The sequence below is a fragment of the Hymenobacter nitidus genome (assembly GCF_020447315.1).
GTDB lineage: Bacteria > Bacteroidota > Bacteroidia > Cytophagales > Hymenobacteraceae > Hymenobacter > Hymenobacter nitidus.
In genome coordinates, this window is record NZ_JAJADQ010000015.1 from 95,778 (window position 1) to 117,378 (window position 21,601).

22 protein-coding genes are annotated in these 21,601 nt (G+C 60.9%); 21 read left to right on the forward strand and 1 reads right to left on the reverse strand.

Features of this window, described 5'->3' with window-relative positions; all coding sequences use genetic code 11:
* Positions 1-28 precede the first annotated feature (28 nt).
* The 16 genes from LGH70_RS22105 (at position 29) to LGH70_RS22180 (ending at position 15,040) form a co-directional block, all read left to right on the forward strand.
* The gene (locus LGH70_RS22105; protein WP_111480605.1) at positions 29-754 is read left to right on the forward strand and encodes a DUF305 domain-containing protein; all 726 of its coding nucleotides are present in this window, start codon (positions 29-31) and stop codon (positions 752-754) included.
* Between the two features lie 42 nt (positions 755-796).
* Entirely contained in the window at positions 797-1,348 is a 552-nt protein-coding gene (locus LGH70_RS22110) for a heavy metal-binding domain-containing protein (RefSeq protein WP_226190061.1), read from the forward strand.
* A gap of 102 nt (positions 1,349-1,450) precedes the next feature.
* Positions 1,451-2,695 (forward strand): TolC family protein, encoded by a 1,245-nt coding sequence (locus LGH70_RS22115; protein WP_226190062.1) that lies wholly within the window; start codon positions 1,451-1,453, stop codon positions 2,693-2,695.
* 1 nt (position 2,696) lies between these two features.
* Positions 2,697-3,317 (forward strand): hypothetical protein, encoded by a 621-nt coding sequence (locus LGH70_RS22120; protein WP_226190063.1) that lies wholly within the window; start codon positions 2,697-2,699, stop codon positions 3,315-3,317.
* Positions 3,318-3,329: 12 nt separating this feature from the next.
* Entirely contained in the window at positions 3,330-4,475 is a 1,146-nt protein-coding gene (locus LGH70_RS22125; protein WP_226190064.1) for an efflux RND transporter periplasmic adaptor subunit, read from the forward strand.
* Positions 4,476-4,509: 34 nt separating this feature from the next.
* Positions 4,510-5,019 carry a YybH family protein gene (locus LGH70_RS22130; protein WP_226190065.1) on the forward strand — a complete coding sequence of 170 codons (510 nt, stop codon included), beginning with the start codon at positions 4,510-4,512 and terminating at the stop codon, positions 5,017-5,019.
* Positions 5,020-5,114: 95 nt separating this feature from the next.
* Positions 5,115-8,336: an efflux RND transporter permease subunit gene (locus LGH70_RS22135; protein WP_226190066.1), complete on the forward strand. Its 3,222-nt coding sequence runs from the start codon at positions 5,115-5,117 to the stop codon at positions 8,334-8,336.
* 3 nt (positions 8,337-8,339) lie between these two features.
* Entirely contained in the window at positions 8,340-8,651 is a 312-nt protein-coding gene (locus tag LGH70_RS22140) for a DUF6122 family protein (protein WP_111480612.1), read from the forward strand.
* Between the two features lie 12 nt (positions 8,652-8,663).
* A complete protein-coding gene (locus LGH70_RS22145; protein WP_133257231.1) occupies positions 8,664-9,293 on the forward strand; it encodes a helix-turn-helix domain-containing protein in 630 nt (209 codons plus the stop codon).
* An 86-nt stretch (positions 9,294-9,379) separates the two neighbouring features.
* Positions 9,380-9,715, forward strand: coding sequence for a four-helix bundle copper-binding protein (locus LGH70_RS22150; protein ID WP_111480614.1), 336 nt, complete (start codon positions 9,380-9,382; stop codon positions 9,713-9,715).
* Positions 9,716-9,877: 162 nt separating this feature from the next.
* The gene (locus LGH70_RS22155; RefSeq protein ID WP_226190067.1) at positions 9,878-10,048 is read left to right on the forward strand and encodes a hypothetical protein; all 171 of its coding nucleotides are present in this window, start codon (positions 9,878-9,880) and stop codon (positions 10,046-10,048) included.
* A gap of 9 nt (positions 10,049-10,057) precedes the next feature.
* Positions 10,058-10,522 (forward strand): hypothetical protein, encoded by a 465-nt coding sequence (locus tag LGH70_RS22160; RefSeq protein WP_226190068.1) that lies wholly within the window; start codon positions 10,058-10,060, stop codon positions 10,520-10,522.
* 159 nt (positions 10,523-10,681) lie between these two features.
* Entirely contained in the window at positions 10,682-10,888 is a 207-nt protein-coding gene (locus tag LGH70_RS22165) for a heavy-metal-associated domain-containing protein (RefSeq protein ID WP_111480615.1), read from the forward strand.
* 95 nt (positions 10,889-10,983) lie between these two features.
* Entirely contained in the window at positions 10,984-11,181 is a 198-nt protein-coding gene (locus LGH70_RS22170) for a hypothetical protein (protein ID WP_073289192.1), read from the forward strand.
* Between the two features lie 301 nt (positions 11,182-11,482).
* Positions 11,483-12,628, forward strand: a complete 1,146-nt coding sequence (locus LGH70_RS22175) for a DUF2231 domain-containing protein (RefSeq protein ID WP_226190069.1) — start codon at positions 11,483-11,485, stop codon at positions 12,626-12,628.
* Between the two features lie 6 nt (positions 12,629-12,634).
* The gene (locus LGH70_RS22180) at positions 12,635-15,040 is read left to right on the forward strand and encodes a multicopper oxidase domain-containing protein (protein WP_226190071.1); all 2,406 of its coding nucleotides are present in this window, start codon (positions 12,635-12,637) and stop codon (positions 15,038-15,040) included.
* An 18-nt stretch (positions 15,041-15,058) separates the two neighbouring features.
* Here LGH70_RS22180 and LGH70_RS22185 read toward each other — a convergent pair whose 3' ends face one another.
* On the reverse strand, positions 15,059-15,979 hold the full coding sequence (locus tag LGH70_RS22185; RefSeq protein WP_226190074.1) for a toxin-antitoxin system YwqK family antitoxin: 921 nt from the start codon (positions 15,977-15,979) through the stop codon (positions 15,059-15,061).
* A 267-nt stretch (positions 15,980-16,246) separates the two neighbouring features.
* Between LGH70_RS22185 and LGH70_RS22190 the strand changes: the two genes are divergently transcribed.
* The 5 genes from LGH70_RS22190 to LGH70_RS22210 all read left to right on the forward strand — a co-directional run bounded on the left by LGH70_RS22190 (position 16,247) and on the right by LGH70_RS22210 (position 21,591).
* Positions 16,247-17,206 carry a site-specific integrase gene (locus LGH70_RS22190; RefSeq protein WP_226190075.1) on the forward strand — a complete coding sequence of 320 codons (960 nt, stop codon included), beginning with the start codon at positions 16,247-16,249 and terminating at the stop codon, positions 17,204-17,206.
* A 113-nt stretch (positions 17,207-17,319) separates the two neighbouring features.
* The gene (locus LGH70_RS22195; protein ID WP_226190076.1) at positions 17,320-18,498 is read left to right on the forward strand and encodes a DNA-methyltransferase; all 1,179 of its coding nucleotides are present in this window, start codon (positions 17,320-17,322) and stop codon (positions 18,496-18,498) included.
* Between the two features lie 23 nt (positions 18,499-18,521).
* Entirely contained in the window at positions 18,522-19,178 is a 657-nt protein-coding gene (locus LGH70_RS22200; protein ID WP_226190077.1) for a hypothetical protein, read from the forward strand.
* A gap of 16 nt (positions 19,179-19,194) precedes the next feature.
* On the forward strand, positions 19,195-20,247 hold the full coding sequence (locus tag LGH70_RS22205) for an McrB family protein (RefSeq protein ID WP_226190078.1): 1,053 nt from the start codon (positions 19,195-19,197) through the stop codon (positions 20,245-20,247).
* Positions 20,248-20,334: 87 nt separating this feature from the next.
* On the forward strand, positions 20,335-21,591 hold the full coding sequence (locus tag LGH70_RS22210) for a 5-methylcytosine restriction system specificity protein McrC (RefSeq protein WP_226190079.1): 1,257 nt from the start codon (positions 20,335-20,337) through the stop codon (positions 21,589-21,591).
* Positions 21,592-21,601: the final 10 nt, after the last annotated feature.

The following is a 21,601-nucleotide window of genomic DNA, read 5'->3' on the forward strand; positions in this document are numbered from 1 at the left end:
CTTTCTTCCACTTTCCCCAACCACACCCATGAAAAAGTCAGCTTTTTTCCTCGCAGCCCTCTGCTCGGGCTCCCTGCTGGTTGCCAGCTGCAACAGCGACAAGGCCGCCGATTCGACGGCTACTACCACCGAAACGACCACCGCTGAGGGCACCGCCTCCGGTGACATGGCCGGCATGGACCACTCGGCCATGGGCCACGACGGGGCCACTGCGGCCGGCGACTCGCCGCAGCTGGTGGCCATGAACGAGATGATGCAGAAGATGCACGCCAGCAAGCCCAAGGGCAACACCGACCACGACTTCGCCCACCACATGCTGGAGCACCACAAGGGCGCGGTTGTCATGGCTGACATTCAGCTGCGCGACGGCAAAGACGCCACCATGCGCCAGATGGCCGAGAAAATCAAAGCCGACCAGCAAAAGGAAATCGCCGAGCTGGAAGCCGCGGCCACCCGCCTCGATAACGCCCCGACCAACTACAAGCCCAACGACCCCACGGACCCCTTCACCAGCAAGATGAAGGCCTCGATGGACGCCATGATGCCGATGCCAAAAAGCGTGGCAGACCCGGACATGAACTTCAACATGCTCATGACCATGCACCACCAGAGCGCCGTGGATATGGCCAAGGCGGAGTTGGCCCACGGCAAAGACACCAAGCTCAAGCAGATGGCCCAGCAGATAATAGATGCCCAGGAGAAGGAAATAGCGGCCTTCAAGGACTGGCACAATAAGAACGCCGACAAAATGTAGCCCAAAGGCTACTCCAACCCACTTTACTCATAACCCCCTCTCATGAAGATTTCGCAAATTCTCGCCGCCACCCTGTTGCTCGCCGCCCCGCTCACCGTTGCCGCTCAGCACAGCCACAAGCCCGGCACCGCTGCCCACGGCCACAAAGCCGCCGGCGAAACCCACGCCCACAAATCCCCCCACGGCGGAACGGTCCGCACGGCCGGCAAATACCACCTCGAACTGGTGCAGCAAGCCGGGGAGGTGCACGTGTACCTGCTCGACGCCAACGAGAAAACCATGCCGCTGGACCGTTCCACCGGCACGGCCATGCTGCTAAGCACGGCGGGCAAAACCACCAGCGTGAAGCTGACCCCTACCGGCGACCATTTCGTGGCCGCCGTGCCCGCCGGCACCACCCTGCGCACGGCCATCGTGAGCCTGAAAGCCAACGGCAGCTCGCTCAGCGCCCGCTTTGAAAAGCTCGACGCGGCGGCCAAAGCCAGCAAGGCCACGGCCGCCGCCTACACCTGCCCCATGAACTGCGAAGGCTCGGCCAGCGACAAGCCCGGCAGCTGCCCGAAGTGCGGCATGGCCCTGGTGAAAAAGTCATAGACGTCGCCTGCTTTTCGGACGCCGGGCGTCCGGACCCGCTTCGTCCGGGTCGTCTGCCGCTGCAACGGTAGGCGGCCCGCTGGCTCGCTCTAACCTGATTATATGAAGTATCTGAAATTGAGAAGTGGCGTGCGTTTCCTGCTGGTTCTGGCCCTTTTGCTGGGATTCGGTTTCGAAGCTGCGCGCGCCCAAACCATCATCAGCCTGGACAGCGCCGAAGCCCAGACCCTGCGCCAGCACCCCCGGCTGCGGCAGTCAACCCAGGAAATTGAGGAGCAGCGCGCCCTCAAGCGGGGCTCGTTTGCGCCCGCCAACCCGGACTTTCTATTCTCGGCCCCTACCGGCGAGATGTGGGCCCCGGGCGTGGTGCAAACCATCGACCTGCCCAACGTCTACCGCCAGCAGCGGCGCGTGGCGCAGGCCGGCATTACCCTGGCCGAGCGCAACCGCGACGTGAGCCGGGCCAGCGTGCTGCGCGACACCCGCCTAGCGTACCTGACCCTGCAGTTTGCCGAGGCCCAGGTGCGGCAGCTCACCTACCAGGACAGCTTGTTTCGCGTGCTGCGCCTGGCCACCGAGCGTTTGTTTACGGCCGGCGAAGTCACCTCGCTGCAGCGCATCAGCACCGACGCCGAAGCCCGGCAGGTGACCGTGCTGCTGCAGCAAGCCACCGCCGACCGGCAGGCCGCCCAGCGCCGCCTGGCGTTGCTGCTGGGCCGCCCCAGCGAAGCCCTGACCACCAGCACCGACCTGGGCCGCAGCGGCGCGGAGCTGGCCCAAACGGGCACGGCGCTGCTCGCGGGCCTGCCCACCGAGGACAGCACGGCCCTGGTGCGCAGCCCCACGCTGGCCGCCGCTGCCCAAAACGTAGCCCTGAGCCAGTCAGGCATCAGCCTGGTGCGGGCCCGGCGCACCCCGGCCCTCACGGTGGGCTACCAGAACCAGGCATTCGAGAATTCAGCCTTGAAATACCGCTTTCAATTCGGCCTGTCGGTGCCCATCTGGTTCTGGACCTACCGCTCCCAGCTGCAAGCGGCCACGGCCCGCTCCCAGGCCGCCGGCTACCAGCTGCAGGCCCAGCGCCTGGAGTTGAGTAGTCAGTACCAGCAGGCCCTGGCCGACACGCGCAAGTTCTCGGCCTCGCTGGGCTACTACGAGCAAACCGGCCTGCCGCAGTCGCGGGCCATCATCAGCCAGTCGCAGCGCCTGTTCCGGGCCGGCGAAGTAAGCTACCTGCAGCTCATCCTGAGCCTGAACCAGGCCTTTGCCATCCAGAATACCTACCTGACGACCATTCGGGACTACCGCCAGGCCCTCATCGAACTTAACTACCTGCGGGGTGAATAACATGAAACAACTCCTGATTTTGCTCCTGGGCCTGCTTGTGCTGAGCGGCACGGCCTACGCCCACGGGGGCGAGGACCACGGCGACGGGCCCAAGGCCGGCACGGCGGCGGGCGCCACGTCCTTCTCCGTGGCCGCGCTCTCGGAACAGTTCGAGGCCTTGCTGCGCTACGAGCCCCTGGAAGGGGGTAAGCCCGCCGATTTGCGCCTGTTCCTCTCCGATTACGCTACCAACGCCCCGATTAAGGGCTCCAAGCTCACGCTCACCAACCCGGAAGATGCCAACCTGAAATGGGCCGTGAAAGAGCAGGAGCCGGGCGTGTACCTCGTCGAAGGCCAGTTTCCGGCCAACAAGGCTTACAGCTTCGCCCTCAACATCGTGGCGGGTGAGAAAGCCGATTTGCTCTTGCTCGAAGGCATCAAAGTAGGAGAGAAGCTGCCCGTCGCCGCGGCTCCCCACGCGGAGGCAACCGGGCTTTTTTCCTCCTGGAAAACCATCCTGGCCTTGGCCGGGGCCTTTGTGCTCGGCATCGTACTCACGGCCCTGCTCATGCGCCGCCGCCGTCCCGAGCCCCAGACTTCCGAGCAGGCGTTGACCGCCAGCCGCCGCACCCCCTTCCCTTAATGCTACCCCGATATGAAAACCAAGCATAAAATCCTGGCCGCTACGGCCGCCGCGGGACTGGTCCTGACGGTGCTGCTCCCTCCACCGGGTTTGGTGCAGGCGCACGGTGGCGAAGACCACGGCGGCACGGCTAAAGCCAGCACCGGCGTGGCCCTTTCCGACGAGGTACTGCTGCCCAAGGAAAGCCAGTTCCTGTTTCAGGTGCGCACCAACCTGGCTGCTTTCTCCACCACCTACAGCCGGGCCACGCTCTACGGCACGGTGTCGGCCGCGGCCGGGGGCGAGGGCCGCATCGTGGTTCCCCAGACCGGGCGCATCGTGAGCCTCGCGGCCCAGGTAGGCAAAACGGTGCGGGCCGGGCAGACCCTGGCCGTCATCGAACAAACGCTGGACGCCACCCAGCAAATCGGGCTCAGCACCGAGCGGGCCAACGCCCAGGCCGAGCTGCGCGCCGCCCAGCAGGACTACGCCCGCCTGCAGAGCATCGCCGACATCGCCGCCCGCAAGGACGTGGTGGCCGCCGAGCTGCGCCTGCGCCAGGCCCGCCAGAACGCCAGCATCTACAACGGCCAGGCCCAGCAGCGCCGCGTGAGCATCACCTCGCCCGTGAGCGGCACCGTGGACGTGTTTAATCTCGCTGTCGGTCAACAAGTCAACCAGGGCGACGAGCTGTTTCGCGTCATCAACCCCGGTAAGCTGCGCGTGGAGGCCCAGGTGTTTGCCCAGGACCTGGACAAAGTCACGCCCGGGGCCGTGTTCCGGGTGGAGGGCCTGCAGGGCCAGGCCGGCGTGCCCGCCCGCCTGGTGGTGTTCAGCAACGTGGTGAACCCGGTGAACCAGGCCCGCCAGCTGGTGCTGGAGCTCGACGCCCAGCAGGGCAGCGCCTACCGCGCCGGCCAGGCCGTGAACGTGCAGGTCGTGGGCCAGACCGGCGGGGGCAAGCCCCAGCTGGTGGTGCCCACCTCGGCCATCACCGACCTCAACGGCAAGCCCGTGGTGTTTGTGCACACCGAGCCCGAGCGGTTCAAGATTCGCTACGTGCAGCCCGGCGCCGTGAACGGCCAGCAGACCGTGCTGGTGCAGGGCGAAATCAACGAAAACGACCGGGTGGTCACCGCCGGCACCTACCAGCTCAAATCCATTTACCTCAACCAATAAGTCCCGCTCCGCGGTGGCTTCTTTCTCCCTCCCCATGAAAAATCTTTTTGCTCTCGCGGTGCTGTCTGCCACGCTTCCCTTTGCTGCCACCACGGCGCAAGCCCAGACAACTGCCGCGGCTGGTTCCGCCGATGAGGTGGCCGTGCGGGCGGTGCTAAGCAAGTACCAGCAGGCCGTGCAAAAGCTCGATACCACGGGCACGCACCGCCTGTTCACGGCCAACTCCCAGGTGTTCGAGTCGGGTGGAGTGGAAGGCTCCTACCGGCACTACGCCGAGCACCACCTGGCCCCGGAGCTCAAGGAGTTCAGCGCCTTCACCTTCAGCGACTACAAGGCCGCCGTGCAGGTAGACGGTCCTTATGCTTTCGCAACGGAAACCTACACCTATACCATTAACCTCAAGAAGGACCCCAAGGAGAAAGAGGCCAAAGCGCCCATCGTGCGCCGCGGGGTGGCCACGTCGGTACTGCGCAAAAACGCCGCCGGCCAGTGGCAAATCATGAGCACCCACACCTCGGCCCGCACGCCCCGGGTTAAGAAATAAGACGAACAGGGCGTGCCCTGTCCGCCCCACTGGCCCACCGGCCGGACTACACCGAAGTCGCCCTTGAGGCTCCTTCCACTTTGCGCTAATACCCCATGCTTGATAAGATAATTCGCTTTGCCCTGCAGAACCGGCTGCTGATGCTGGCCTTCGCCGTGGGCCTCATCATTGCCGGTTCCTACACCGCCAGCCAGCTGCCGGTGGACGTGCTGCCCGACCTCGACCGCCCGCGCGTGACCGTGTTTCTGGAAGCGCCCGGCATGGCGCCCGAGGAGGTGGAGGCCCTGGTGACGCTGCCCGTGGAAACGGCCCTGAACGGGGCCACCGGCGTGTCGGCCGTGCGGTCCAACTCGGCCATTGGCCTGGGCATGGTGTTCGTGGAGTTCGACTACGGCACCGACATCTTCACGGCCCGCCAGATTGTGAGCGAGAAGCTGCAGACCACGGGCGAGCAGCTGCCCCAGGGCATTACGCCGGTGCTGGGGCCCATTTCCTCGGTCATGGGCCAGATTATGCTGGTGGGCTTGTCGGGCGGCAAACAGACCAACGCCGCCGATTTGCGCACGCTGGCCAACTACACCGTGCGCCAGCGCCTGCTCAGCATTCCCGGCGTGGCCCAGGTGATTCCCATCGGCGGCGACAATTTGCAGTACCAAGTCCTGCTCGATATGCCCCGGCTCAATGCCACGGGCCTGACGGTAAACCAGGTGGAGGAAGCCCTGCGCCAGTCCAACCTGAACACGACGGGCAACTTCTTTGACCGCAACGGCTCGGAGGTGCTCATCCGCAACCTGGGCCGGCTGCGCTCGGTGGCCGACATCGAAAACATCATTGTCGGCTACCGCGAGCAGTCTCCCATCCGGGTGGCCGACGTGGCCAAGGTGGAGTTCGGGGCCCGCTTCAAGCGGGGCGACGGCAGCGTGAACGGCCGGCCCGCCGTGATTCTGAGCATCGAGAAGCAGCCCGGCGCGGCCACGGTGGGCCTGACAGCAGCCGTGGAAAAAGCCCTGGTGGAGCTGAAGCCTTCTTTGCCCAAGGACGTGCAGGTGAACACGCGCTTGTTCAAGCAGTCGGAGTTTATCGAGTCATCTATCAGCAACGTCGAGGAAGCCTTGCGCGACGGCGCCATATTGGTGGTCATCATCCTGTTTGCCTTTCTACTGAACGTGCGCACCACGTTTATTTCCCTGGTGGCCATCCCGCTCTCGTTGCTGGTCACGGCGCTGGTGTTTCGCTTTGCCGGCATCAGCATCAACACCATGACCCTCGGCGGCCTGGCCATTGCCATCGGCGAACTGGTCGACGACGCCATCGTGGACGTGGAAAACGTGTACCGACGCCTGCGGGAAAACAAGCAGCTGCCACACCCGCAGCCGGTGCTTAAGGTTATTTATAAGGCCAGCTCCGAAGTACGCAACTCCATTGTGTACGCCACCATCATCGTGGTGCTCGTGTTCCTGCCGCTGTTTGCCCTGGAAGGCATGGAAGGCCGCATTTTTGCGCCGCTGGGCATTGCCTACATCACCAGCATCGTGGCCTCGCTGTTCGTGTCGCTCACCGTCACGCCGGTGCTCTGCTACTACCTGCTGCCCAAAATGAAGCAGATGGACCACCCCGAAACCGACGGGGGCCTGGTGCGCTGGCTTAAGAAAAAAGACACTCGCCTGTTGGGTTGGGGCCTGCAGCATCCCAAGGCCATCCTTGGGGTAACCGGGGCGCTGTTCGTGGCGGCCATGGCGCTGATTCCGTTCTTCGGCACCGAGTTTCTGCCGCCCTTCAACGAAGGCTCGCTCACGGTCAACTTCTCGGCGCCCGCCGGCACCTCGCTGGCCGAGTCGAACCGCCTGGGCACGCTGGGCGAGCAGCAGATGCTTAAGATTCCGGAAGTGGCCTATACCGCCCGCCGCACCGGCCGCGCCGAATTGGACGAGCACGCCGAGTCGGTGAACAACTCGGAAATCGAAGTGGCCTTCAAAACGGAAGAGGAGTTGGAGAAGGAAGGCAAAACCATGCGCAGCCGCGACGAGATTCTGGCCGACATGAGGGAAAAGCTAAGCCTGATAACCGGCGTGAACGTGAACATCGGCCAGCCCATCTCCCACCGGCTCGACCACCTGTTGAGCGGCGTGCGGGCTCAGGTCGCCATCAAGGTATTTGGCAACGATTTGCTGGAGCTGCGCCGCTACGCCAACGAAGTGCGTGCCGTGGCCGGCACCGTGCCGGGCGTGGTCGACTTACAAGTGGAAAAGCAGGTCCAGATTCCCCAGCTGCTCATCCGGCCCAAGGACGAGGCCCTGCGCGCCTACGGCATGGCCCGCGGCGAAGTGGTGCGCGACCTCGAAACCCTGTTCCAGGGCGCCGTGGTCTCGCAGATGCTCGACGGCCAGAAGCGCTTCGACCTGGTGGTGAAACTGCCCGAAGCCCAGCGCAACGACATCGCCGCCATCAACCAGACGCGCATCGAAACGCCCACCGGCGCCATGATTCCGATCAGCCAGGTGGCGGAGGTCATCTACGAGCCGGGCCCCAACACCGTCAACCACGAAAACACCCAGCGCCGGATTACCATCTCCCTGAACGTGGCCGAGCGCGATTTGGGCTCGACGGTCAAGGAGATTCAAGCCAAGGTGAATTCGCAGGTGAAGCTGCCCCCCGGCTATTACCTCACCTACGGCGGGCAGTTTGAGAGCCAGCAGTCGGCCTCCCAGAAAATCCTGTGGCTGAGTCTGTTTTCGCTGGCCGGTATCTTCCTGGTGCTGTTCTCGCACTTCAAGTCCACCTACATGGTGGGCCAGATTATGCTGAACATCCCGCTGGCGCTCATCGGCTCCGTGGTGGCGGTGCTGCTCACGGGCGGCACGTTCAGCATTGCCTCGCTGGTGGGCTTTATCACCCTTACCGGCATTGCCTCACGCAACGGCATCATGATGATTTCGCACTACATCCACCTCGTGGAGCACGAGGGCGAGAAGTTCGGCATCCCCATGATTATCCGCGGCTCGCTCGAACGCTTGGTGCCGGTGCTGATGACGGCCCTGGTGGCCGCCCTGGCCTTGGTGCCGCTCACGCTGGCCAAGGACGCGCCGGGCAAGGAAATTTTGTACCCGGTAGCCACCGTCATCCTCGGCGGCTTGCTCTCGTCCACGTTCCTCGACATCATCGTGACGCCGGTGGTATTCTGGCTCGTGGGCGAAAAAGCGCTGGCCCAGTACTTCGCCTCCCACCAGGAAACGGGTTTGGACGACCACCCGCAGGAACTCGACGCGCAGCCGCTCACCCCGCCTTCGGATATGAATCCGGTGCTGCCCACCCGCTAGGCGATGCTGCACGCCTTTCTGCATATCACGGTGCCAGGGCTCTACGCCCTGGCCTTTCACCGCCCCCACTGGCGGCGGGTGTGGCTGGTGCTGGCCAGTGCCCTGCTGCTCGACCTGGACCACCTCTGGGCCACCCCCTTCTACGACCCGGGCCGCTGCAGCATCAACTTCCACACCTTTCACACCTACTGGGCCATCGGCGGCTACGTGCTACTGCTGCTACCCGCCCGCACGCGCATCTGGGCCGTGGGCTTCCTGCTGCACATGGTGCTGGACTACACCGAATGCTGGCAGCGCGGCATTTACCTGCCTTAACCTCGCTTGCTGATGCCTAATCGCTCCGCTTCTGCTTCGCCCACCACTGTGCTTTACATCAAGCACATGGTGTGCGCGCGCGGTATCCGGGTGGTTCGGCAGGAGCTGGAAGGGCTGGGCTTGCAGGTGCTCGACGTGCGCCTGGGGGCCGCCACGGTCGCCGGAGAGCCGGAAGACCTGGACTGGCCCCGCCTGCGGGCCACGCTGGAAGCAGCCCGGTTTGCGCTGCTCGAAACCTTTCACCAGACCTTGGTGGAACGGGTCAGCGTGGCCGTGAACCGCCTGTTGCGCGAGCCCGGCGAAAGCCTGCGGCACCGGGCATTCGGGGCGGCGGTGGCCCGTGAGCTGGACCTGACGTACGGGCAGCTGAGCGCGGCCTTTGCCCGCTTGGTGGGCGATAAGACGCTGGCGGCCTACATCCTGAGTCAGCGCCTGGCTTATGCGCAGGAGCTGCTGCTTTCTTCCTCCCTGAGCGTGGGCCTAATTGCCCGGCACCTGGGCTACACCAGCCTGGCGCACTTCTCCGGCCAATTCCGGCGCTTGGCCCGCTGTTCGCCTTCCGCATATCGTCGGCTGCTGCGGGCCGAAAGGGCTCCGGTGGTAGGGGAGGAGGCCCCAAATCATGCAAGGGAAGAAGACTAATATGTAAAACCTTGGGCCACAGAGAAGGTATACTTAGGCAGCGACCCGGTTGGGTTGCCTTGTTCGTTCACCTACACCCCTTTCCCATGCATACACAAAACCAAAGCCTGCTCGACGCCCTGAATGCCTGTATCGCCGCCTGTGAGCATTGTGCTACGGCCTGCCTGCAGGAAGACAACGTGAAGATGATGGCCCGCTGCGTGCTGTTGGACCGCGACTGTGCCGACATCTGCGCCCTCACCGCCCGCTTCACTGCCCGCGGCTCGGAGCACGCCGCCCATCTGCTACGCGAGTGCGCTGAAATCTGCAAGGCCTGCGCCGACGAGTGCGAGAAGCACGGCGCTCACTCCGAGCACTGCCGCCAGTGCGCCGAGGCCTGCCGCCGCTGCGAGCAGGCCTGCCGCCAGGGCATTGCTGCTTAAATATCCTCGATACCATGGGAAGCCAGCTCGTCGCGTACGGGCTGGCTTTTTCGTGGGCCCCGGTGTGTTAATTATGCTGGTTCGCGGCCTAATTCTGTACGCCGGGCCTGGGCGACACCCCTACTTTTGCGGGGTCCTTCACCCGCCCCAACTGCCTCGCTGATGACAATGGCTCCCGCCCTGCGCAAGTTCATGCTCACCGCCCACATCACGTTCTCGGTGGGCTGGCTCGGCGCCGTGGCCGTGTTCCTGGCCCTGGCCATCACCGGCCTGACCAGTTCTGATGCGTTGCTGGTGCGCACGGCCTACCTGGCCATGGGGCTGAGCGGCTAGTTTGTTATTGTGCCCTCCAGCCTGGCCGCGCTGGCCACCGGCGTGGTGCAGGCGCTGGGCACGCCCTGGGGCTTGTTCAAGCATTACTGGGTGCTGGTCAAGCTGGTGCTCACGGTAGGGGCCACGCTGCTGTTGCTGCTACACATGCAGCCCGTCGCCTACCTGGCCGAGGTAGCCGCCAAAGCCGACCTCTCGGCAACTGACCTGCGCGGGCTGCGCCTGCAGCTGCTGGCCGATGCCGCGGCCGCGCTGGTCGTGCTGCTGGCAGCCACCGCCATTTCGGTGTACAAGCCCTGGGGCCGTATTGGTAAATGGCGGCTGCAAAAGCAGGCGCATGCCCAAGCGGTGGCCGCGGGCCACGCAACTGCTCTGCCAACTCCCTGGGGACGCTATTTGCTCATCGCCGGGCTGGTGCTGCTCCTACTCTTTGTCATCGGCAAACACTTGCTAAGCGGGGGCATGGGCCACCATTAAAGCAAGCGTGCGACGCGGCAGGCAGGCAAAGGGTGGATTAGCGGCTACAAATCATGCAAGCCTGAAGCCTAATTGTGTACCCCTTCCCGGGCACGTGCCGCTACTTTTGGGTGTTTTAATCCCGAACCCGCCCACCACGGGCGCCACGCATTTACTCCCATGAAAACGCTCCAATTCAACACCAACATCAACTGCGGCGGCTGCATCAAAGCCGTAACGCCCACCCTCAACGGCGAGAAGGCGATTGCCTCCTGGCAGGTCGACACGGCCAACCCCAACAAGGTGCTCACCGTGACCGGCGACGTGACCGAGGAGCAGGTGCTGGCGCTCGTAGAAGATGCCGGCTTCAAGGCTGAAAAGGCCTAGACATTTTAGTGAGTGCCACCCACGGAGTACGGACCGTGGCTGTTTGAACTACCCCGCGGCCGTACCCGGCGGGCCCATCTTAACCACCAGAACCGATGAAACGCAAGATGATGATGTTCGGCGCCGCGGCGCTGCTCTCCGGCGGCGCCTTGTTTGGCTTCACCAGCCCAACCCCGACCGCGGCGGATTGTCCACTGAAGGGCACCCCCGATTGCCCGCTGGTGCAAAACTGCGCCCAGGCCGGCACTCCGGCCTGCACGGCGGGAGCTCCTAGCTGCTGCGCGGCCAAGTAAGCTGCCCACGCTCGTGTAAAACGCCCGGCCCCAGTAGGTCGGGCGTTTTTCGTTTTAGCGTTTCCTGGGACGGCCTGTAGTCAGGACCAGGTTGCTTGAAATTATGCAACCGTGCGGCCGTTTGCGTGTAAACATTGTCGCGGTTTGACTACGTATGGTACCCAACAGGGAAAGCAACGACCGCCTGGCTAGGACCAGTAGTCAGCGCGGCCTCTCCATTACCCATTGGGATTTGCCCCGGCACTGCTGCTTGCGGTCAGCCGGGGTTTTTCCGTGTACCGGCCTTGGCTCATTCGGCTCTATGTTTTCAGATTTTCCCAATCTGCACCCCCTGGTGGTGCACTTGCCCATTGTCCTGATACTGCTGGCTGCGGCATTGCAGGCCCTGCTGGTATTCAAGGACTGGCCCCAGGTGCGCTGGATTGCCTTGGCCGTGATGGCTGGGGGCTTTGCCGGGGCGGTGGCGGCCAGCACCGTGTTTCATGCGGCGGCAATTGGCCTGTCGCCCCGGGCAGCGGCCGTGTACGCGGCCCACGAGCAGTTCGCCGGCTACACCACCTGGCTCTCGGGCATCACGCTGCTATTGGCCGGCATCGGGTTTTATTTTAAGGTTCAGCGCCGGGCTTACGAAGTGCTGGTGCTGGTGGCAGCCGTGGCGGCGGCCGGCGCGCTTTCCGTGGCCGGGCACCGAGGTGCGCAGCTGGTGTACGTGGAGGGCGTGGGTCCCAAGGGCAACCTGCTCGACAAAAGCCACGGCCACGGCGGTGAGGATGCAATGCCCGGCATGGACATGCCGGCTTCCGAAGCGGACGCCCACAACGAGGAGCTTGGCCCAAGCGACGGGACTCGCCCACCATCAGTGGCTACGCCAGGTACCTCCCCGGCCAGCATGGAAGGCATGAACATGGGCCCCGGCCCGCAGGCCGCCCAGCCAGGCCAGCGCCGTCAACCCATGGAACAAATGGAAGGCATGAACATGCCCACCCAACGGCGCGGCGGCCAACCGCAGCCGGCAGGACGGGCCGCCCAGCCGGGAGCCATGGCCGATATGCCGGGGATGAACATGCCCGGGATGCGTACGCAACGCCCCTCCGGCCAAGGCAGCCCGCGCAAAGCGCCGCCCGCCCCGATGAACATGGGCAACATGCCCGGCATGGACATGGGTCCTGCCCGCTCGAAAAACACCTCCCCAAGCAAACCCGCCATGGGTACTATGAAAGGCATGGGAAACATGCCCGGCATGCAGCCCCCCGGCGGCCAAAAGCCCGCGACAACGCGCCAGCAGATGAACGATATGCCCGGCATGGGCGACATGAAGGGAATGGAGAAGCCCGGAACGGGCGCCATGCCGGGCATGCCGGGAATGGCCATGCCCAGCAGCCCCATGGATAAGTACCGGTTCGAGGACAACAACCCGGCCCGCAGCACCCCCAAACGCGACAAGTAACGACCGATGCGAATACTCTTTCTACTGGCTGCCCTGCTGGCCGCCATGCCCGCCTGGGCGCAGCACACGCCGGGCATGCGCATGGGCAAAAGCGCCGAGCCTCACCTGACCCAGTCTGCGCCCCCGGCTGCTCAGCTGCAGGGCAAGGTCGTGACGCCTCGCACGAGCTACGTGGGCAAGCGGGTGGAGTACGACCTGTACGTGGACGAGCGCCTGGTCAACTTCACGGGCCGCACCCGCCGGGCCATCGGCATCAACGGCCAGATTCCGGCCCCCACGCTCACCTTCAACGAGGGGGACACCGCCGTGATTCGGGTGCACAACCAGATGCACATGGAAACCAGCATCCACTGGCACGGCCTGCTGCTGCCCAACGAGCAGGACGGCGTGCCCTACCTCAACACGGCCCCGGTCGAGCCCGGTGGCACCCACACGTTTACGTTTCCCCTGATTCAAAGCGGCACCTACTGGTACCACTCCCACACCATGCTGCAGGAGCAGGACGGCGTGTACGGCTCCATCGTCATTCACCCCAAGCGCATTCCGTATGAGATGAAGGAGTACGTGCTGGTGCTCTCCGACTGGACCGACCACAAGTCCAAGGAAGTGCTGCGCTACCTCAAGCGCACCGGCGAGTGGTTCGCCGTGCAGAAAGGGGCCACCCAAAGCTACGGGGAGGCCCTGGCCGCCGGCTACTTCAAGGACAAGCTCAAGCAGGAGTGGGGGCGCATGCCGGCCATGGACCTGACCGACATCTACTACAACAAATTCCTCACCAACGGGCAGGAAAAGGGTTATTTCAAGGACGCCAAGCCCGGGGAAGTGGTGCGCCTGCGCATCATCAACGGCAGCGCCTCCTCCTACTTTTTCCTGCAGTACGCCGGCGGGCCCATGCAGGTCATCGCCGCCGACGGCATCAACGTGGAGCCCTTCCCCGTCAACAAGCTCGAAATAGCCACGGCCGAAACCTACGACCTGCTGGTGACGGTGCCCGCTGTGGGCGCGGCCGAGTTTCGGGCCACGGCCAACGACATCACCGGCTACACCTCCACCTTCATCGGGCAGGGCGAGCCGATGAAAGCCCCGGACCTGCCCCGCATCAACTACTTCCAGATGATGCGGGAGATGAACAGCATGGAAGGCATGAGCGGCATGGACATGGGCGGCGCCGGCATGACCAAAGAGCAGGGCAGTGGGGAGACGAAAGGCATGGACATGGCGGGCCACCAGGGCCCGAAGCCAGCCAGTCCGGCTGCTGGTTCGTCGATGCCGGGCATGGACATGCAGCACAGTGCCGTGCCCGCTGCCACGGCCCCCTCACCGCAGAGCCGGCCCGAAAATGCCCAGGAAAAAGCCGGCAAAAGCCTGGGCAGCATGCAGGATATGGGCGGTATGGCGGGCATGGCCGGGATGAGCGGCATGGGCGGCAGCGCCGGCGACTTCAACTACAACATGTTGCGGGCCCTTAACCCCACTACGCTGGATTCGACCAAGCAGTGGCGCGAAATCAACCTGACCCTGACCGGCAACATGCTGCGCTACGTGTGGTCGTTTGACAACAAGACCCTCTCGCAGGCCGACAAGATTCCCATCCGCAAGGGCGAGAACGTGCGCATGACCTTTACCAACACCACCATGATGCGCCACCCGCTGCACCTGCACGGGCACTTTTTCCGGCTCGTGAATGCCCAGGGTGCTTATTCGCCGATGAAGCACACCTTCGACATTCAGTCCATGGGCAAGGTCACCATCGAATTCGACGCCAACGAGGAGCAGGACTGGTTTTTCCACTGCCACATCCTCTACCACATGATGGCCGGCATGGCCCGCATCGTGAGCTACGAGGGCACTCCGCAGAACCAGTACGCCCGCACCGACTACAAAGAGCTGAAAAAAGAAGACAACCAGCCTTACCTCTGGGCCGACCTGATGGCGCACTCGCAGGGCGCTTTTCTGGAAAGCACCCTGTCCAACAACCGCAACGCGCTCGAATTCGAGGGCCGCGTGAACTACCAGGGCAACTTCGAAACCGAAACCCACCTGCTGCGCTACCTCGACAACCGGCAGTTTCTGGCCGCTTTCGTCGGCTTTGACTACCGTAACAACCGCACGCTGCTGGCGGAGGGCGAGCGCAACACCAAAAACAACCGGCGGGTGTTCGACGTGGGCGTGTATTACCTGCTGCCCCTGCTCGTGCGCTCGGAGCTGCGCCTGGACAGCAACGGCAAGGTGCGCCTGCAGCTGGAGCGCACGGACCTGCCGCTGAGCAATAACTTCTTCGCCGACCTGCTGGTGAACACGGACCGGGAATACAATGTCGCCTTCCGCTACATGGTCAGCAAGTACGTGTCCTTGAGCACTAACTACGACAGTGACTACCAGTGGGGCGCCGGCCTGACGCTCCACTATTAATCGCCCAGAGGTTTAGCGTTAATTGCAGGCCTTCACCAGGGCGGTCACGCTGAGCGTGGCCGTGGCGTCGGTGGTGTAGTTGTCGTTGTTGACGCATACGAAGAAGCGGCGTGTCCCGGGGGGCAGCGACATTGGCCGGGTTTCCTGAGGCGTGTTGGTTTCCATGCGCAAGCACGAGTTGGGAATGGTTATTGAGCCTTTCGTAGCCAGGAATTGCTCCATGGCCGCCGGACTGGTGGTGATGTACCAGTGGCACTTGGTGGACGTCGTGGGCGGCTTGGTGTCCTGCTTCGACAAAGTGGAAGCGGCCATGGACAACAGGGCCACCGTACCGGTGGCCGGATTGCTCAGGGCCGCGGCCATGCTCAAGGCCGTGGACCAGGAAGCGGGCTGATGGCCGTCGCGGATGTCGAGCTTGTACACGATACCCACCGTGCCCTCGGGCACGTCGACTTCAAACACCTTTCGGCTTAGGTGCATGCAGTTACTGCAGTGAATCTCCGCGCTGCTGAGCGGCAGGGCATCTTCCACTGCATACGTGCACTTGATTTCGCGCCCGTCCTCGTGCCAGCTGCGAAAATCAGCCTGCTGGGCGCCGTTGACGTAGGTACCCCGAAAGCTCAGCTTTCCGTTCTCGTGCCAGCCCGTGCACAGCCCTGAAGGCACGTCGGGGTGCTCTTTAACCATCTTGCCTTCCCACTGCTTTTGCCAGGAAGGGTAGAAATAGTCGCGCACCGTGCCCACTGTTTTGCCTGCGGCGTCGTGGCGGGCAATGCGCGCGTAGGCCACTTCCTCCAAAGTTTCGGTGCGCTCCCAGTCCCGGTCGAAGTAGACGGTATCGGCTGGAGGAAGCGATACCGCGGCCGGCTTGGGACGCTGGGCTAGCGCGGTAACAGTACTAATAAGGAGTAGGAACTGCAGAAAGTAGAGTTTTACCATACAGAGTAAGCCAGCGGAAAAGACAGAGTAGCGGTTGGTAAATGTACTGACAAGTCGCTTTCTGTCTAATCCTCACATGGGGCTACATGAATGGGTAGGCAGCAAGTTGAGACATCATAGTTGTTACTTAAGATGCCAAAATTATCACGCAACACCGAGCCAACTCTTTTTTCGATAAGGTATGATAAGTCTGAGTTATCATACCTTATTCACTACTTTTGGGAAACGCTCCGTTTTCGTGTTTTCACTCCTTATATATAGGCTGCCGTGAGCTCCGTCCCCGTCATTCCCTCATCGCCCGCTTCCGCCGGTCTGGCGCACCTGACCGAACACACGACTCGGTATGTCGAAGCCGGCCTGCAAGGAGCACCAAACACGGCCCGGGCTTATGCTGGTGACTGGCGCCGCTTCACCGAGTGGTGCACCACGCACGGTCAGGTGGCGCTGCCGGCGTCGGTGGATACGCTCGCGGGTTTTGTGACCCACCTGGCCGAAGCGGGCAAGAAGGTGTCGACCATTCAGCGCAGCTGCGCGGCCATCAGCAAGGCCCACGCGCTCCGGGACCTGGCCTCGCCTACGGATGACAAGAAATTCAAGGTGCTCATGGACGGCATCAGCCGGGTGAAAGGCGTCCGGCAAAAGCAGGCCCCGGCGTTCTCGCTGGCCAGCTTCAAGCGCACCATTAAGCACATCGATGCGGCGACGCCGGCGGGCTTGCGCGATCGGGTTATCCTGCTACTGGGTTTTACCGGGGCATTCCGCCGGTCCGAACTCTCGGCACTGGACCTGGACGACTTGACGTTTTCCGAGGATGGGCTTACCATCAACCTCAAACGCAGCAAGACTAATCAGCTGGGGGAAGCGGAGGAAAAGGCCATTTTCTATTCGCCGGACCCCGCCCTGTGCCCCATTCGAACGCTGCAGGCTTGGTTAAGACTGTTGGAGCGCCCGTCGGGGCCCATTCTGGTTTCGTTTCGCAAGGGTGGCCGACTCACCGACCGCCGGCTGACCGATGTGCACCTCAACAAAATCGTGCAGCGACACCTGGGCCCGAAGTTTACGGCTCATTCGCTGCGAGCCTCGTTTGTGACGGTGGCCAAGCTCAACGGAGCCGATGACAGCGAAGTGATGAACCAGACGAAGCACAAGACGAGCGAAATGATTCGACGCTATACTCGCCTTGACAACGTGCGGCAACACAATGCGGCGCAAAAACTGGGCTTATAACGCCTTCATTTTCTAAAAACTATTATTTATAGCACAATGCTTTGCTAAATTCAATAGCACGCCGTAACGATTCCTGAAAAGAATGGGCTTAACTTTCGTCTGAAATGACAACAATGACTGCTCCAACCCGACGTCAAAAAGAGGCTGTTACAGCCTCTCCACTATATATACAAGGTGACATTGGCCTGAACCAACCCAAGGTGAGTGACGGCAAGCCAGCAGTGATGCTTGTGCCCGTTGAGGCATCGGTAGACATGCCTCCTCCTGCTTCTTCCCAACCGGCCTTTGTTCAACGGATTCTCGGAGATGCCACTCGCGTTTCATCAGTTATTCCTGCTAAGTCGGTTGACCTTATTGTGACCTCTCCACCGTATTGGCAGAAGAGGGATTATGGGCACGCTGATCAATTGGGCCAAGAAGCGACGCCTGCAGAATACGTGCAGGCGCTTATCGGTGCGATGAGGGATTGGAAAAAAGTGCTTAAGAATACGGGATCCATCTTCTTGAATGTTGGTGATACTTATCACAAGCGAAGCTTGGTGGGTATCCCAGGACGGATTGAGGCCGCGGCTGTGGATGATGGCTGGATTGTTAGAAACCGTATCATCTGGGCTAAAACCAGTGGAATGCCGGAGCCTGCTAAAAACCGTCTGGCATCACGGCATGAGTACATTATTCACCTCGTACTCAAACCCAATTACTACTACGACCTGCACGGTTACTCCCAGAAGTACGGGAATGGATCCAATCCGGGGGACATCTGGTACGTGGGTTTAGAGAGGGACACTGGTGGCCATTTGGCCCCTTTTCCTAGTGAGATAGTGGAACGCGCTATAACGCTGGCGTGCCCTTATTCTGTCTGCTCGCATTGTGGAACCCCGCTTGAACGGGAATGGAAACGTACGGCAGAACTGGACGAATCACGTCCTCAAGCCCGTCGCGCCATGCAACTCGCTCTAGAGCATGGGTTAGGACCTGAGCATATTGCAGCTATCCAAGCCACTGGTATTACGGATGCTGGTAAAGCCAAGTCTTACCAGAATGGTACCGGTCGTAACTCCGAAGAAGTGCAGCGTTTAGCGAAGCACGCCAAAAAAGTGCTTGGGGGCTACTTCCGAGAGTTCACCTTCGCCAAGCGTGTTACAACGGGATGGAAAGTTTGTACTTGTGGGCAAGGTGAGATGGTCCCCAGCGTAGTATTGGATCCTTTCGTTGGCACCGGTACCACGTTGGATGTAGCTGCACGCTTGGGCCACTCAGCCTACGGCATCGACCTGAATCCTGCAGAGTAGTCTCTAGTCCTTTACTTGCGTCCATGAACACCCCAAGCCTTCCTCAAGCCGTGCAGCCACTTTTCGTGTTGAACCCCAGCAAGGTTAAAGACAGCTTGCAGGTGCTCCGCAACATCAAAGCACACTCTACTTTACCTGGGTACCTATGTTTGCAGCGCACCGCTGCGCAACTTGGAAAGCTTACGGGGCTGCCTTTTCATTACAATGAGTTTTTCAAGGAATTCTTGGCCCTGGGCGATGCTCCGGAGAATAGGCCGTACATCAATCCCTTTGTTTCAGGCGATACCAAACTGTGGATAAACAGCAACTTAGCTGGCTCCTATGCCCCCAGCTCATTGCGCGGGGTTAGCCCTTTGTTGCAGGTACTGACCATTTCCGATGGCCTTTACAACCTGAACCCGCAACATTGGATTGCAGCCCGACAATACTTAGCAGCAGGCCGGCAAATACCCGTTTTACCCTTGGCTGTCTTTTTATACCGGGACCGTGGCATCACGAGTGCTACACCAACGGTTGGCAGTTTAATTCGTGCTTTCCAGCAGGAATTCGGCTACCTAGAGAATGACGGTTCGCCTACCGAGGCATACAAAGTCCTCTACGCTGATTATACTCCAGAAGAGGGTTCTGATTCGCTTGATTGGTTCACCGCTTTTACTACACCCCAACCCATTGAGCAATAGTACGCCGGCAACTTCTATGGATGACTTTTTAACAGCTGGCCCGGTACGAGCATTAACTGCGACAGAAGTAGGGCTGCCTTTACCTAGTGTTCCAGGAACCCCGCCACCTCCTCTACCAACATCGGACCCACTTGCTGAAGAGTACGAGGGTCCTCGACTTGGCAGCTTGCAACAACTCGCTGACGTAGCGACGGATCCGGACCTTAAGTTAGCAGCCCAACTCCTAGATGATGGGTTCGCTGGCATTATCTATGCGGGTCTACCTGGTACGGGCAAAAGCCGCACCGCCCGCCGTGTCGCTATCTGGCTGGCACAGTCAGACCCCTCCCGCTACAAGATGATTCAGTTTCATCCCTCGTACCAATACGAGGACTTCATGCAGGGATTCGTTCCGAAAGCAGACGGGGAAGGCTTTCATTTGCAAGACAAGCACTTTGTGGAGATGTGTAATCAAGCCGAGATGGCTTATCCCAAAATCCATGTGCTGGTGGTAGATGAATTGAGCCGCGTAGACCCCAGCCGGGTTTTCGGTGAAGCATTGGGTTTTATCGAGCAGGATAAAAAAGGTCAAAAATTCAAGTTGTCTTCTGGCCAGGAGCTGGTCGTACCAGACAACCTGGTGATTTTGGCCACCATGAATGACCGTGATCGTGGGGTTGATGAAGTGGACATTGCATTTGAGCGGCGCTTTGCCCGCGTAGAAGTTGCTCCTTCTCCCGAAGCGTTAGAAAACATGTTGACGGAGAACGGAGTCGAGGTCGATCTCCGGAGAAGGGTCGGTGATTTTTTTCGCTTCTTGTTGCGGCATGCCAACCCAGACGTACACCTAGGGCATGGCTATTTTGCGCGTGTGCGTGATTTAGCTAGCCTGGAGCGGCTCTGGAATTACCAACTGTTGCATCTGATGCGGCGGGCATTTCGTGCTATACCCAACGAGTCTGAGCTTGCGGCAATCAAACAGCAATGGCAGCGCGTAATCACTACACCAGCTGCTGCTCCACCTGCCGCAAGTGCTGAGCCCGAACCCGATGCTCCAGCAGGAGAAAGCGGCGCAACTGCCTTGTCCTAACGAATGGAATCAAGGGAGATAGTTAGTACTTCAGTCTTGCCTGAAGTACCTCGACTGGTTCAAGTTTCCGAGCACTCACGGGTGCCCTTGAATCGCGGTGAACTTCTGGACTTACAGACTGGAAGTTTATTGCTTTCTCCGCATGTCATCGGAAGCGGATACATCCGCGTCCAAGCAGACAAAGACCAAATAGTCATTCACGCGGGCCCTTATATCGGCCTGATACCCCTTAATGATTACGTCACTTTAGAAATTGTACCCAGGGTACCCATTACGAATCTGGTCAGGATACTAGCCGCATCTGGGCGAGCACCCCAACGCCTCCCTGAATCCCTACACACCTATGCCACCCAAGCTGTTCCCGTTGGGCAAATACGAGATGAGCTAGCCAACGCATTGATCAGGCAGGTGCAGCTTATCGGGGCATCGGGTCTCCATTACATCTATGAAACCCGAAAAGAGGACACCTCCTTCCCGAGGGGCCGTATTTTGCTTAACGAGACGATCACGCGCTTACTTGCAAAGGGCAAACGATACCTTATAAGTACCGCACGCTTTGAGCGCAACATCGATACAAGCCCGAACCAGTTACTTAAGCTCGCCTTGCTCGTGCTTGCTGGGACCTATCAAACTGGCAATAAAAATGGTCTTGTAAACAAGCAGCTGGGAGCTATTCGAGATTCCCTTGCTGTGTTCTCCGGTGTAACCACTCTGGCTACTCATAATTTGCGTCTGAGCACGGTGTTCAGAAAGTTGCCGCCCACCCGAGAGTATTATCAACCTGCTCTAGAACTCGCGCAACTTATTCTGGGAACCCGAGGGCTGGATTTTGATAGCACAGAGGGAAGTGTACCCCTGCCCTCGATGCTATGGAAGATGGACGACATTTTCGAAGATTACGTCCGTTGGGGGTTGCGCCAACACTTACTTGAAGCGCTAACTAAGTATGAAGTTGCTGATGGTAACGTTGACCAACAGCAAGGCGGTGGTGGGAAGAGGCTGTTCGTAAACGGCCCCGATTCACGAATGGCAAACCCTGACATCGTAATCATGGAAGTTGACAGGCATGCCCTCCGGAGACCCGTCGCGGTGTTTGATGTCAAATACAAACCCAAGAAACCAGAGCGTGACGACCTTAATCAAATCCTAGCTTACGCACTGAGTTACCAGGTACCTGTGGTAGGCATTATTTCCTTAGCTGAAACTGGCAAGCCCAGCAAACTAACATTCATGGGAGAGACAGGTATGGCTAAGGTTTACCATTATGCCCTACAGTTAGGAAACAGTGATTTGGCAAGTGAAGAGGCAGCCTTAACAGAAGCTGTCTTCTCCCTACTAGCTTAACAGCCATGCC

What these genes read in the sequence shown, in the direction of transcription:
- LGH70_RS22200 (WP_226190077.1), top strand. Translation starts at nt 18,522, where the DNA reads ATGAACACCCCAAGCCTTCCTCAAGCCGTGCAGCCACTTTTCGTGTTG.
- LGH70_RS22125 (WP_226190064.1), top strand. Translation starts at nt 3,330, where the DNA reads ATGAAAACCAAGCATAAAATCCTGGCCGCTACGGCCGCCGCGGGACTG.
- LGH70_RS22205 (WP_226190078.1), top strand. Translation starts at nt 19,195, where the DNA reads ATGGATGACTTTTTAACAGCTGGCCCGGTACGAGCATTAACTGCGACA.
- LGH70_RS22115 (WP_226190062.1), top strand. Translation starts at nt 1,451, where the DNA reads ATGAAGTATCTGAAATTGAGAAGTGGCGTGCGTTTCCTGCTGGTTCTG.
- LGH70_RS22185 (WP_226190074.1), bottom strand. Translation starts at nt 15,979, where the DNA reads ATGGTAAAACTCTACTTTCTGCAGTTCCTACTCCTTATTAGTACTGTT.
- LGH70_RS22175 (WP_226190069.1), top strand. Translation starts at nt 11,483, where the DNA reads ATGTTTTCAGATTTTCCCAATCTGCACCCCCTGGTGGTGCACTTGCCC.
- LGH70_RS22135 (WP_226190066.1), top strand. Translation starts at nt 5,115, where the DNA reads ATGCTTGATAAGATAATTCGCTTTGCCCTGCAGAACCGGCTGCTGATG.
- LGH70_RS22150 (WP_111480614.1), top strand. Translation starts at nt 9,380, where the DNA reads ATGCATACACAAAACCAAAGCCTGCTCGACGCCCTGAATGCCTGTATC.
- LGH70_RS22120 (WP_226190063.1), top strand. Translation starts at nt 2,697, where the DNA reads ATGAAACAACTCCTGATTTTGCTCCTGGGCCTGCTTGTGCTGAGCGGC.
- LGH70_RS22105 (WP_111480605.1), top strand. Translation starts at nt 29, where the DNA reads ATGAAAAAGTCAGCTTTTTTCCTCGCAGCCCTCTGCTCGGGCTCCCTG.
- LGH70_RS22110 (WP_226190061.1), top strand. Translation starts at nt 797, where the DNA reads ATGAAGATTTCGCAAATTCTCGCCGCCACCCTGTTGCTCGCCGCCCCG.
- LGH70_RS22140 (WP_111480612.1), top strand. Translation starts at nt 8,340, where the DNA reads ATGCTGCACGCCTTTCTGCATATCACGGTGCCAGGGCTCTACGCCCTG.
- LGH70_RS22170 (WP_073289192.1), top strand. Translation starts at nt 10,984, where the DNA reads ATGAAACGCAAGATGATGATGTTCGGCGCCGCGGCGCTGCTCTCCGGC.
- LGH70_RS22195 (WP_226190076.1), top strand. Translation starts at nt 17,320, where the DNA reads ATGACTGCTCCAACCCGACGTCAAAAAGAGGCTGTTACAGCCTCTCCA.
- LGH70_RS22165 (WP_111480615.1), top strand. Translation starts at nt 10,682, where the DNA reads ATGAAAACGCTCCAATTCAACACCAACATCAACTGCGGCGGCTGCATC.
- LGH70_RS22130 (WP_226190065.1), top strand. Translation starts at nt 4,510, where the DNA reads ATGAAAAATCTTTTTGCTCTCGCGGTGCTGTCTGCCACGCTTCCCTTT.
- LGH70_RS22145 (WP_133257231.1), top strand. Translation starts at nt 8,664, where the DNA reads ATGCCTAATCGCTCCGCTTCTGCTTCGCCCACCACTGTGCTTTACATC.
- LGH70_RS22155 (WP_226190067.1), top strand. Translation starts at nt 9,878, where the DNA reads ATGACAATGGCTCCCGCCCTGCGCAAGTTCATGCTCACCGCCCACATC.
- LGH70_RS22180 (WP_226190071.1), top strand. Translation starts at nt 12,635, where the DNA reads ATGCGAATACTCTTTCTACTGGCTGCCCTGCTGGCCGCCATGCCCGCC.